The organism is Streptomyces sp. UW30 (genome assembly GCF_008042075.1).
Classification (GTDB): Bacteria; Actinomycetota; Actinomycetes; order Streptomycetales; family Streptomycetaceae; genus Streptomyces.
In genome coordinates this window covers 1736485-1747518 of sequence record NZ_RDBN01000053.1, presented here as the reverse complement: position 1 = coordinate 1747518, position 11034 = coordinate 1736485, and the positions used below count along the sequence as shown (strand labels likewise).

General features: G+C 67.0%; 13 protein-coding genes and 1 pseudogene. 9 read left to right on the top strand and 5 right to left on the bottom strand.

The genetic code is table 11. The features are described from left to right. Positions 1-160 precede the first annotated feature (160 nt). A pseudogene (gene dnaA / locus EAO75_RS42470) lies at positions 161-451 on the bottom strand (chromosomal replication initiator protein DnaA); the annotation flags it as partial. A gap of 382 nt (positions 452-833) precedes the next feature. On the opposite strand from dnaA, the gene rpmH reads away from it, so the two are divergent. The 9 genes from rpmH to EAO75_RS42425 all read left to right on the top strand — a co-directional run bounded on the left by rpmH (position 834) and on the right by EAO75_RS42425 (position 7769). Continuing rightward, positions 834-971, top strand: a complete 138-nt coding sequence (gene rpmH, locus EAO75_RS42465; RefSeq protein ID WP_005482975.1) for a 50S ribosomal protein L34 — start codon at positions 834-836, stop codon at positions 969-971. A 21-nt stretch (positions 972-992) separates the two neighbouring features. Continuing rightward, on the top strand, positions 993-1364 hold the full coding sequence (rnpA, locus tag EAO75_RS42460; protein WP_148000334.1) for a ribonuclease P protein component: 372 nt from the start codon (positions 993-995) through the stop codon (positions 1362-1364). Beyond that, positions 1361-1714, top strand: a complete 354-nt coding sequence (gene yidD / locus EAO75_RS42455; RefSeq protein WP_148000333.1) for a membrane protein insertion efficiency factor YidD — start codon at positions 1361-1363, stop codon at positions 1712-1714. Before rnpA ends, yidD begins: the two co-directional genes overlap by 4 nt. A gap of 3 nt (positions 1715-1717) precedes the next feature. Next, complete coding sequence (gene yidC / locus EAO75_RS42450; RefSeq protein ID WP_148000332.1) at positions 1718-2995, top strand: membrane protein insertase YidC; 1278 nt, start codon at positions 1718-1720, stop codon at positions 2993-2995. Positions 2996-3010: 15 nt separating this feature from the next. Then, positions 3011-3523, top strand: coding sequence for a protein jag (locus tag EAO75_RS42445; protein WP_148000331.1), 513 nt, complete (start codon positions 3011-3013; stop codon positions 3521-3523). Between the two features lie 127 nt (positions 3524-3650). Further along, complete coding sequence (gene rsmG, locus EAO75_RS42440; RefSeq protein ID WP_148000330.1) at positions 3651-4367, top strand: 16S rRNA (guanine(527)-N(7))-methyltransferase RsmG; 717 nt, start codon at positions 3651-3653, stop codon at positions 4365-4367. A 298-nt stretch (positions 4368-4665) separates the two neighbouring features. After that, positions 4666-5739, top strand: coding sequence for a ParA family protein (locus EAO75_RS42435; protein ID WP_148000609.1), 1074 nt, complete (start codon positions 4666-4668; stop codon positions 5737-5739). Then, on the top strand, positions 5736-6833 hold the full coding sequence (locus EAO75_RS42430; RefSeq protein ID WP_148000329.1) for a ParB/RepB/Spo0J family partition protein: 1098 nt from the start codon (positions 5736-5738) through the stop codon (positions 6831-6833). The genes EAO75_RS42435 and EAO75_RS42430 overlap by 4 nt, the downstream gene beginning before the upstream one ends. Before the next feature lie 318 nt (positions 6834-7151). Beyond that, a complete protein-coding gene (locus EAO75_RS42425; RefSeq protein ID WP_148000328.1) occupies positions 7152-7769 on the top strand; it encodes a GNAT family N-acetyltransferase in 618 nt (205 codons plus the stop codon). Positions 7770-7839: 70 nt separating this feature from the next. Here the strand turns inward: EAO75_RS42425 and trxA are convergent, their stop codons facing one another. The 4 genes from trxA to sigM all read right to left on the bottom strand — a co-directional run bounded on the left by trxA (position 7840) and on the right by sigM (position 11023). Then, complete coding sequence (gene trxA, locus EAO75_RS42420) at positions 7840-8172, bottom strand: thioredoxin (RefSeq protein ID WP_148000327.1); 333 nt, start codon at positions 8170-8172, stop codon at positions 7840-7842. Positions 8173-8212: 40 nt separating this feature from the next. After that, on the bottom strand, positions 8213-9181 hold the full coding sequence (trxB, locus tag EAO75_RS42415; protein WP_148000326.1) for a thioredoxin-disulfide reductase: 969 nt from the start codon (positions 9179-9181) through the stop codon (positions 8213-8215). 181 nt (positions 9182-9362) lie between these two features. Further along, positions 9363-10286 carry a hypothetical protein gene (locus EAO75_RS42410; protein ID WP_148000325.1) on the bottom strand — a complete coding sequence of 308 codons (924 nt, stop codon included), beginning with the start codon at positions 10284-10286 and terminating at the stop codon, positions 9363-9365. Continuing rightward, positions 10283-11023 carry an RNA polymerase sigma factor SigM gene (gene sigM, locus EAO75_RS42405; RefSeq protein WP_148000324.1) on the bottom strand — a complete coding sequence of 247 codons (741 nt, stop codon included), beginning with the start codon at positions 11021-11023 and terminating at the stop codon, positions 10283-10285. The genes EAO75_RS42410 and sigM overlap by 4 nt, the downstream gene beginning before the upstream one ends. Positions 11024-11034: the final 11 nt, after the last annotated feature.

Here is an 11034-nt window from a genome sequence, read left to right as displayed (position 1 = left end):
CGTTCCCTTGTCCCCTTGATTCTGGCTCCACCCCTTTGAATCCCGACCCGTCCCACAATCACACGTTCGTGGGACCCGTGAGAGAGCGTGCCCTGTGGCTGACGTACCTGCCGATCTTGCCGCAGTGTGGCCACGAGTACTGGAGCAACTTCTCGGTGAGGGCCGGGGGTTCGCCGGCGGAGTCGWCGACGGTGATCGCGATGCGGATCGGGCGGCCGCACTCGCGGCTCAGCGTGTCGCTGACGATGGGGGCCAGACGGCCCTCCAGTACGCCTTTCGCAAATTCGTTCGGTACGGCGAGCAGAGCAGTGTCGGCCACCAGCGCGAGCGGCTGGCAGCGCCGGATCCAGTGCTCGTCCTTGGATTCGACGCCCTGTCCCCGGCCCTCACCGAGAAGTTGCTCCAGTACTCGTGGCCACACTGCGGCAAGATCGGCAGGTACGTCAGCCACAGGGCACGCTCTCTCACGGGTCCCACGAACGTGTGATTGTGGGACGGGTCGGGATTCAAAGGGGTGGAGCCAGAATCAAGGGGACAAGGGAACGAATCGGAGTCCAGTCACGGTAGTCAGGGCGGCGGGTGCGGTTCAAGTTGTTGTCCCCAGCCTGTGGATAGTGTCTCCCCCTGACCTCTGGTTTGACCGGATGGCGTAGCCGCGCGTACCGTAACCAGGTCGAGTTGTCGATGGCTGCTGCCGCCTGCCTCCGATGGGCCAGATCGCGTCAAGGTGATCGGTAAGCGGTGCACTCGGGCGTAACTGCGAGCTACTCGTGGGCGCACGGTGACAGCCAGGACGGCACCCGCAACCACCGATTTATTTCTGGAGCCCCCGAGTGAGCAAGCGCACCTTCCAGCCGAACAACCGTCGTCGTGCCAAGACCCACGGCTTCCGTCTGCGGATGCGCACCCGTGCCGGTCGCGCGATTCTCGCGAACCGCCGCAGCAAGGGTCGCGCCAGCCTGTCCGCCTGATTCCGATCAGGTCATGACGTCGTGCTGCCTACCGAGCATCGGCTGAGGCGGCGCGAGGACTTCGCGACCGCGGTACGACGAGGACGCCGGGCCGGGCGCCCGACTCTCGTCGTCCACCTTCGTAGCGGTGCCACGGACCCGCACGCGCCTGGGGAGAGCGCTCCCCCGACGCGTGCGGGTTTCGTCGTGAGCAAGGCAGTGGGTGGCGCGGTCGTGCGGAACAAGGTGAAGCGCAGGCTTCGCCATCTGATGCGCGACCGAGTCGACCAGCTGCCCCCCGGTAGCCTGGTAGTCGTACGAGCGCTGCCCGGTGCGGGTGACGCCGATCATGCACAGCTGGCCCGAGACCTGGATGCCGCTCTGCAGCGGCTGCTGGGAGGGGGCGCGCGATGAAGTACCCACTGCTGGCTCTTATCAAGCTGTACCAGTGGACGATCAGTCCGCTGCTCGGGCCGGTGTGCAAGTACTACCCGTCGTGCTCCCACTACGGGTACACGGCCATCGACCGGCACGGTGCGATCAAGGGCACGGCGCTGACCGCCTGGCGCATCCTGCGGTGCAACCCGTGGTCGCTGGGCGGTGTGGACCATGTTCCGCCGCGCAAGCGTCCGCGGTGGCACGAGTTGCTGCGCAACGCTTGGCGCGCACGCAAGGGCGGGCCCTCCGCCGCCGAAACGGCCACCGAGGAGAATGTTCCTTCGAGCCCGGCCGCAGAGACCTCGCCCCATGCCCAAGGAGCATGATTAGTGGACACGATTGCCAGCCTCTTCAGCTTCATCACGACACCCGTTTCATGGGTCATCGTCCAGTTCCACTCGGTGTACGGCGCCATCTTCGGCCCTGACACCGGGTGGGCCTGGGGCCTGTCCATCGTGTCCCTGGTGATTCTGATCCGTATCTGCCTGATCCCGCTCTTCGTGAAGCAGATCAAGGCGACCCGGGCCATGCAGACTCTCCAGCCGGAGATGAAGAAGATCCAGGAGCGCTACAAGAACGACAAGCAGCGCCAGTCCGAAGAGATGATGAAGCTGTACAAGGAGACGGGCACCAACCCGCTCTCCTCGTGCCTTCCCATCCTGGCGCAGTCGCCGTTCTTCTTCGCCCTGTACCACGTGCTCAACAGCATCGCGAACAACGACACCATCGGTGTGATCAACGAAAGCCTGCTGAAGAGTGCACAGCAGGCCCACATCTTCGGTGCCCCGCTGGCCGCGAAGTTCACCGACAGCTCCGCTGACGTCGCCGCGCTCGACGCCTCGCTGACCACCGTCCGCATCGTCACCGCGGTCATGATCGTCCTGATGTCGGCGTCGCAGTTCTACACCCAGCGCCAGCTGATGACGAAGAACGTCGACACCACGGTGAAGACGCCGTTCATGCAGCAACAGAAGATGCTGATGTACATCTTCCCGGTCATGTTCGCCATCTTCGGCATCAACTTCCCGGTCGGTGTCCTCGTCTACTGGCTGACCACCAACGTGTGGACCATGGGCCAGCAGATGTACGTCATCCGCAACAACCCGACCCCGGGTTCCAAGGCCCAGGCCGCGTACCTGGAGCGCCTCACCAAGCACGTCACGAACCACGGCAAGACCCGCAGCCGTGGCGAGCGCGCCATCGTCAAGGCCATCGTCGCCAAGGGCCGCGACCGCAACGATTACGAGCGCAAGTTCATCAACGGCCTGAGCAAGGCCGGCCTCGCGGCGCAGACCGACGGCACCGTGGTGAAGGGCGAGGCCGCCGTCGCCACTGTGGCCGAGGACGGTACGCCGACCACCGCGGCGACKCCCAAGCGTCAGCAGCCGAAGCGCCAGAGCAAGGCTCAGCGTCACTCCGGCGGTCCGAAGCAGGCCGATGAGCCGACATCGCTGCGGAAGTCCGACGAGTCCGACGAGCCTGAGGACGCCAAGCCCGGCGTCGCCAAGAAGGACGCTTCGAAGCCCAGCAGCGGCGGCCGCAGCAAGGCCCAGTCCGGGCAGCGCAAGGGCGGTCCGCAGCGCCCCAAGTCCCCCTCCAAGAAGTAAGAAGGAGCCCATCCCGTGACGGAAGGCACCACCTCCGCCGCTGCCGAGGGTGTAGACACCCTGACCCGCCTGGAGCAGGAGGGCGAGATCGCGGCGGATTACCTCGAGGGTCTGCTCGACATCGCCGATCTCGACGGCGACATCGACATGGACGTCGAGGCCGACCGCGCCGCTGTCTCGATCATCAGCGACGTGAGCGGCCGAGACCTGCAGAAGCTGGTCGGCCGTGACGGTGAGGTGCTGGAGGCGCTTCAGGAGCTCACGCGCCTGGCCGTGCACCGGGAGACCGGGGATCGCAGCCGGCTGATGCTGGACATCGCGGGCTACCGGGCCAAGAAGCGTGCCGAGCTCTCCGAGCTGGGCGCGAAGGCCGCCGCCGAGGTGAAGAACACCGGCGAACCCGTGAAGCTGAAGCCGATGACGCCGTTCGAGCGCAAGGTCGTACACGACGCGGTGAAGTCGGCGGGCCTGCGTAGCGAGTCCGAGGGCGAGGAGCCCCAGCGGTTCGTCGTCGTGCTTCCCGCCTGATCGGTTCGTACCTTTCCTCCGGCCCCGTCTGTCCGCAGGCGGGGCCGAACTTTGTCAGCCTGGTAGTTCTGGTGGTTCTGGTGATCGACGCCTCGGGCGTCGGCGCGGTACGGAAGGACGGTCCCCCGTGACGGAGGCAGCGGAGCTTCCCCCTGTGCCCGAGCAGGCACGTGAGGTGTTCGGCGATCGCTACGCTGATGCGGTCCGCTACGCCGAACTGCTTGCCGAGGCGGGTGTGCAGCGCGGCCTGATCGGCCCGCGAGAGGTGCCCCGCCTGTGGGAGCGCCACCTGCTGAACTGCGCGGTGCTCTCGGAGGTCGTTCCCGAGGGCGTGACGGTGTGCGATGTCGGCTCGGGCGCCGGCCTGCCCGGCATCCCTCTGGCACTGGTCCGGGAGGACCTGAAGATCACCCTGCTGGAGCCTCTGCTGCGGCGTACGAACTTCCTGACGGAGGTCGTCGAGCTGCTGGGGCTCGATCATGTGACGGTCGTCCGTGGTCGCGCCGAAGAGGTCATGGGGACGCTGCAGCCCGTGCATGTCGTGACTGCCCGTGCCGTGGCTCCGCTGGACCGGCTGGCCACCTGGGGCATCCCCCTGCTGCGCCCGTACGGCGAGATGCTGGCACTCAAGGGCGATACCGCGGAGGAGGAGCTGAAGAGCGCGGCGACGGCTCTGAGTAAGCTGGGCGCGGTCGAGACGTCGATCCTTCATGTCGGAGAAGGCGTGGTGGATCCGATGTCCACGGTCGTGCGCGTCGAGGTAGGGGAAAGTCCGGGCGGTGTGCGCTTCGCAGCGAAGCGGGCGAAGGCGGCCAGGACCGGACGTACCCGGCGACGGCGCTGATCCGTCCTGACGACGAGACGTACTCCACACAAGCTGGCAAACCTACCCATGCCGGAGTGTCGCGACAGTTCGGCCTCGGCTGCTGTGCATCGTGTTTCACGTGAAACGTCGCTCACTGCTGCACGGCATTATCAGCCGCGGCCGCGCTGCTGCCGAACCGCGCGACCGAAAGCCCCTCGGATCCCTCGGAGAGGGTGCTTCTGACAACTCTCCGTCCCCCGGGAGGGGCACGGAGGTTTCCACAGAGGTGGATTTCTCCACAGAACAACAGGCCTCACTGGTTCGCGACCCCGAAGACATGGGAGGCTCTGTTCATTGCGAGCCTGAAGTCGAGGAGAGTGAATCCTTGCGGTCCAACGCCAACATCGCGGGACCGATGACCGATCCGGTCCCCGGTCCCCGTACCGAATCGATGGGGGAGGATGTTTCACGTGAAACACCGCCCCCGATGGACGACACTCCCATCGGTCGTGCTGCCCAACTGGCGGTGGAGGCTCTAGGCCGCGCCGGCGAGGGCCTGCCACGGCCCGAGCAGACCCGCGTCATGGTGGTCGCCAACCAGAAGGGGGGCGTGGGCAAGACGACGACGACCGTCAACCTTGCCGCGTCGCTTGCCCTGCATGGCGGCCGGGTGCTGGTCATCGACCTCGACCCACAGGGCAACGCGTCCACTGCCTTGGGGATCGACCATCACGCCGAAGTTCCTTCGATCTACGACGTGTTGGTGGAGAGCAGGCCGCTCGCCGAAGTCGTCCAGCCGGTCCCTGATGTCGAGGGTCTGTTCTGTGCCCCCGCCACGATCGATCTCGCCGGTGCGGAGATCGAGCTGGTGTCCCTGGTGGCACGTGAGAGCCGACTTGAGCGGGCGATCCAGGCCTACGAGCAGCCGTTGGACTACGTCCTCATCGACTGCCCGCCCTCGCTCGGTCTGCTGACGGTCAACGCTCTCGTGGCCGGGCAGGAGGTCCTGATCCCGATCCAGTGCGAGTACTACGCCCTGGAGGGCCTGGGGCAGCTGCTCCGCAACGTCGATCTGGTGCGGGGGCACCTCAACCCCGCCCTGCATGTCTCGACGATCCTGCTCACCATGTACGACGGCAGGACGCGGCTCGCGTCCCAGGTCGCGGACGAGGTGCGTACTCACTTCGGCGACGAGGTGCTGCGGACTAGCATTCCCCGCTCGGTCCGCATCTCCGAGGCGCCGAGCTATGGACAGACGGTGCTGACCTACGATCCGGGATCGAGCGGCGCACTGTCCTATCTTGAGGCGGCACGAGAAATCGCGCTGAAGGGTGTCGGCGTCAGCTATGACCCGACGCAGGCCCACATCGGCGCCCAGAGCAACCCGAGCATGGTGGAGGGGATCCAGTGAGCGAGCGACGGAGGGGTTTGGGTCGTGGTCTCGGCGCACTGATCCCTGCTGCACCGACGGAGAAATCGATGTCCCCGGCCGCGGTGGGGGGAGGTGTCTCCGCGTCCCCGGCCGCAGTCCCGGTGCTGTCCGAGCGTGGGGTGGCCGCGGCCAAGGTGGCCACGCTGCCGCCTGTTTCACATGAAACCGAGGAGCCGTCGCCGAACGACTTCGTGGAGATGCCCGCAGCTCCCATGGGCGCCCACTTCGCGGAGATCCCCCTCGATGCGATCACGCCGAACCCGCGTCAGCCGCGTGAGGTCTTCGACGAGGACGCTCTGCAAGAGCTCGTCACCTCCATCCAGGAGGTCGGTCTCCTCCAGCCGATCGTCGTCCGGCAGATCGGCCCCGCGAGCTACGAGCTCATCATGGGCGAGCGTCGCTGGCGGGCCTGCCGTGAGGCGGGCCTGGACGCGATCCCGGCGATCGTGCGGGCCACGGATGACGAGAAGCTTCTCCTGGACGCGCTGCTGGAGAACCTGCACCGCGCTCAGCTGAACCCGATCGAAGAGGCAGCCGCCTACGATCAGCTGCTGAAGGACTTCAACTGCACGCATGACCAGTTGGCCGACCGCATCGGCCGTTCCCGGCCTCAGGTCTCCAACACCCTGCGTCTGCTGAAGCTCTCGCCCAAGGTCCAGAACCGGGTGGCGGCCGGAGTTCTCTCCGCCGGCCACGCGCGGGCTCTCCTGTCTGTGGAGGACCCGGAGGAGCAGGAGCGGCTGGCCTATCGGGTGGTGGCCGAAGGCCTCTCCGTACGGTCCGTCGAGGAGATCGTGACCCTGATGGGCTCGCGGCCGCAGAAGACTCCGCGTTCCAGGGGTCCCCGGGCCGGCTCCGTGCCCTCTCCCGCGCTGTCTGACCTCGCGACGCGACTCTCGGATCGCTTCGAGACGCGAGTGAAGGTCGAACTGGGGCAGAAGAAGGGCAAGATCACCGTCGAGTTCGCCTCTCCGGATGACCTTGAGCGGATCCTCAGCACGCTCGCTCCGGGCGAAAAGCTCGCTCTCCAGAAGAGCTTGCTGGACGAGGACGCGGAGGAGACCGAGGACTGAAGCTCGGCCGACCGGGTCTGCTGTCCGACTCGTTCACGCGGGCCGTGTCCGGTGTGTACCGGAACACGGCCCGCCCTTTGCTTTCTGACGGTATCGATGGAATCGCTTCGTGGATACGATGCGTTCGGGTATGGCGCATCCACCTGGCAGACCTCTTAGGGGAGGCGGGGCCATGCGAACGGTGAGCCGCACCGGACTGGTGAGCGCGGGTCTTGGGCTGGGCGCGGTCGGCGGATTCGTCGGCAGCCTGCTCAGGGAACGGAGCGCCCTGACAGCCGCTCGCGATGCCGCGGGCGAAGGAAGCGAGGATCAGCCTTCATGGGGCGTCGGCTCGTACCGCTCACGCTGGACAACCTTCCGGACCTTCCCAAGCGCTGCCGCTCGTGCGTCTTCTGGGAGTTGGACCCGGTCAGCGGTGAGGCCGCGGTAAAGGCCGGCACTCCCGCCCTGGAGAAGGAAGCCTGGATCTCCGCCGTCCTTCTGGACTGGGGCTCCTGCGGTCGGGTCGTCTACGTAGACGAGGTGCCGGTTGGCTTCGTGCTGTATGCGCCTCCGGCCTACGTCCCGCGCTCGACCGCGTTCCCCACGAGCCCTGTTTCACCGGACGCGGTGCAGTTGATGACCGCGTTCATCATGCCGGGCTACCAGGGGCAGGGGCTGGGCAGAGTGATGGTCCAGACGGTCGCCAAGGATCTCCTGCGGCGGGGCTTCAAGGCGATCGAGGCCTTCGGAGATTCACGGTGGAAAGAGCCGGCGTGTGTTCTGCCGGCAGACCATCTGCTGGCCGTGGGCTTCAAGACGGTTCGCCCCCACCCCACCTTCCCGCGTCTGCGGCTGGAGCTGCGGACGACGCTGTCTTGGAAGGAAGACGTGGAGATGGCGATCGACCGGCTGCTGGGGGCCGTGCAGAAAGAGCCGGTGCTGCGGCCTCTGTGACCGACGCTGTGCCTCTCATGCGAATGGGCCAACCCSKMSGGGTTGGCCCATTCGTGTTTCACGTGAAACGTCACTCGGCGATGAAGTCCTCAAGGTCGCGGAGGATCGCGGCCTTCGGCTTCGCGCCGACGATGGTCTTGGCGACCTCGCCGTTGCTGTAGACGTTCAGCGTCGGGATGGACATGACGCCGTACTTGGCGGCCGTACCCGGGTTCTCGTCGATGTTGAGCTTGACGATCTCGATCTTGTCGCCGTGCTCGGCGGCGATCGCCTCGAGGGACGGCGCGATCTGACGGCACGGACCGCACCAGGCGGCCCAGAAGTCCACCAGAACGGGCTTGTCGCTCTTGAGGACGTCCTGCTCGAAGGAATCGTCGGTCACATTCTTCAGGGTGCCGGCCACGGCGGGCTCCTTAACTCTGGTGCGTGGGGTGGGTGGGGGGTCAGACAGCGGTCTTCTCGGGCTCGGCCTTCTCCGCGTCCGAGAGGGCGGCGAGGAAGCGCTCGGCGTCGAGAGCGGCGGAACAGCCGGTACCGGCCGCGGTGATCGCCTGGCGGTAGGTGTGGTCGACCACGTCGCCGGCACCGAAGACGCCGCTGAGGTTGGTGCGGGTCGAGGGGGCTTCCACCTTGAGGTAGCCCTCCTCGTCCAGCTCCAGCTGGCCCTTGAACAGCTCGGTGCGCGGGTCGTGGCCGATTGCGATGAACAGGCCGGTGACCGCCAGGTCCGAGAGCTCGCCGGTCTTGAGGTTGCGGAGCTTCAGGCCGGCGAGCTTCTGGTCGCCCTGGACCTCGGCCACCTCGCTGTCCCAGACGAACTTGATCTTCGGGTCGGCGAAGGCACGCTCCTGCATCGCCTTGGAGGCGCGCAGGGTGTCCCGGCGGTGGACGATCGTCACGGACTTGGCGAAGCGGGAGAGGAAGGTGGCCTCCTCCATCGCGGTGTCACCGCCACCGATCACGGCGATGTCCTGGTCCTTGAAGAAGAAGCCGTCACAGGTGGCGCACCACGAGACGCCGCGACCGGAGAGGGCGTCCTCGTTCGGCAGGCCGAGCTTGCGGTGCTGCGAGCCGGTGGCGACGATGATGGCCTTCGCACGGTGAACCGTGCCCGCGGTGTCGGTGACGGTCTTGATCTCACCACTCAGGTCGACGTTGACGATGTCGTCCGGGACGAGCTCGGCTCCGAAGCGCTCGGCCTGGGAGCGCATGTTGTCCATGAGCTCGGGGCCCATGATGCCGTCCTGGAAGCCCGGGAAGTTCTCCACGTCGGTCGTGTTCATGAGCGCACCGCCAGCGGTGACGGCTCCCTCGAACACCAGCGGCTTCAGGGACGCGCGCGCGGTGTAGAGCGCCGCCGTGTAGCCGGCGGGCCCGGAGCCGATAATGATCACGTTTCGGACGTCGCTCACGGCTTGATTCCTCGTCTCTGGAATACGTCGTCGGACCGGTGGGAGACCCTTTCAGGACTCTCACCCCACCCAACGGATCCTAAGGGGCGCGCATTCCCACTGTGTCCGGGCACACGGTGACGTCATCGCCACGTCACATCGTGAGGGTTGCCGCCTCGGACGGAGACGAACCTACGGCCGCTCAGCGGCGTGCGTAGGACTCCGTCAGGAGAACATCGGCCTTGGCGGTCGATGGATGCCTCACACAGCTCGCGTCCATGACGTAGACGGTGACCCGGCTGACATCAGAGGCATCGGGCAAGACGACGAGCAGAGCTTCCTTGCCCTTGTAGCGGCCCTCCTCGGCGGCCAGGGCGGTGTCATTGCGACCAATGCCCTGGCGGATGCATTCGGGCACTGTGATCTCGCGGAAGACCCGGGGGCTCGCGGTGTCGGGCCCGCCCTCCATGCCCAAGCTGCGGTCGGGCTTCTTGGAGCCACCGACGGAGCTCTCGCTCTTTGCCAGAAGATCGGAGACCTGGTTCTCCAGCTTCGCCGCGGAGAAGGTGTCGGCCGTGGTCTGCCCCCCATCGGCCGTTGGACCGGAGCCGCCACCCATGAGTGAGGTCAGGAGCACGGATCCAAGACCCAGGGCAGCCGCTGTGAACGCGGCGCTCAGGACGACGACCTTGCGTCGCCCGGCCTTCTTGCGGTCCTTGCGGCCGGGACCGGTGGTCGAGGAGCGGGCATGCCCCGACGGGCGTCCCGCCGCTGTCGATGTTTCACGTGAAACATGCGCACCGTCATCCACGTCGGAGACCGAGTGCGCAGCACCGGCGAGCTTCGGCTGGTCGATGTTGTCGGGCGCCGTGGCGCTCAGCAGAGCCTCTGCGGCGAGGGCGGCGTCGATGCGTTCGGCGACATCGGTGGGCATGCGCGACGGACCGGGCAGTGTGCCGAGCAGCCCCCGGATCTCCTCCAGCGAGGCTTGGACGTCCGCGCACAGCTCGCACTCGTCCAGATGCCGGCGTAGATCGGCGGTCTTGGACGGGGGGAGAAGGCCCTCGGTGAGGTCGGAGATCTCGGCGACGTCCGGGTGCCCGGCCGTGTCCGTCGTGGATGTCACGCTCGCCCACCTCCGCCCTTCACTGCAGCTGAATCACTCGGCCCGGTATCGCGCGGATCCGGGGCTTGCGGCCCCGCGGCACGTGGACCCGCTGCCGGTGGGACGGATGTCCCCTGCGTCCGGTTCCGCCGCTCGCCGGAATCCTTGCCGCCCCCCGCTCTTTCCGGCCGTAGATGCGTCAGGAGCGGCAGGAGTCTGGCTCTGCCGCGCGCACATCGGCTCTTGACCGTGCCGGTGGGCACATCGAGCACCCGGGCGGCCTCGGCGACCGGGTAGCCCTGCATGTCCACCAGGACGAGGGCCGCACGCTGGTCGGGCGGAAGCGTGCCGAGCGCCTCCAGCAGCTGGCGGTGGAGATCATTGCGCTCTGCCGGGGCGGATGCCTCCTCGTGAGGCTCCAGCAACTGCTCCAGGCGCTCGGTGTCATCGACCGGAGAGGTCTTACGGGACGCAGCCTTGCGGGCACGGTCCAGGCAGGCGTTCACCGTGATCCGATGCAGCCACGTCGTGACGGCCGACTGGCCCCGGAAGGTGTGGGCGGCCCGGTAGGCGGACACGAGGGCGTCCTGGACGGCGTCAGCGGCCTCCTCACGGTCGCCCAGGGTCCTCAGCGCCACCGCCCAGAGCCGGTCGCGGTGCCGGCGGACGATCTCACCGAAGGCGTCGGGGTCGCCCTGCACGTGCAGGGCGAGAAGGTCCTGATCGCTTGTGTCGCGGCGTGCGGTGCCATCTGCCATCGGGACCCCCT

Excerpts from the sequence above, each read along its gene's own strand:
- yidD (WP_148000333.1), top strand. The coding sequence starts at position 1,361 with ATGAAGTACCCACTGCTGGCTCTTATCAAGCTGTACCAGTGGACGATC.
- EAO75_RS42435 (WP_148000609.1), top strand. The coding sequence starts at position 4,666 with ATGGGAGGCTCTGTTCATTGCGAGCCTGAAGTCGAGGAGAGTGAATCC.
- EAO75_RS42425 (WP_148000328.1), top strand. The coding sequence starts at position 7,152 with ATGGGGCGTCGGCTCGTACCGCTCACGCTGGACAACCTTCCGGACCTT.
- sigM (WP_148000324.1), bottom strand. The coding sequence starts at position 11,023 with ATGGCAGATGGCACCGCACGCCGCGACACAAGCGATCAGGACCTTCTC.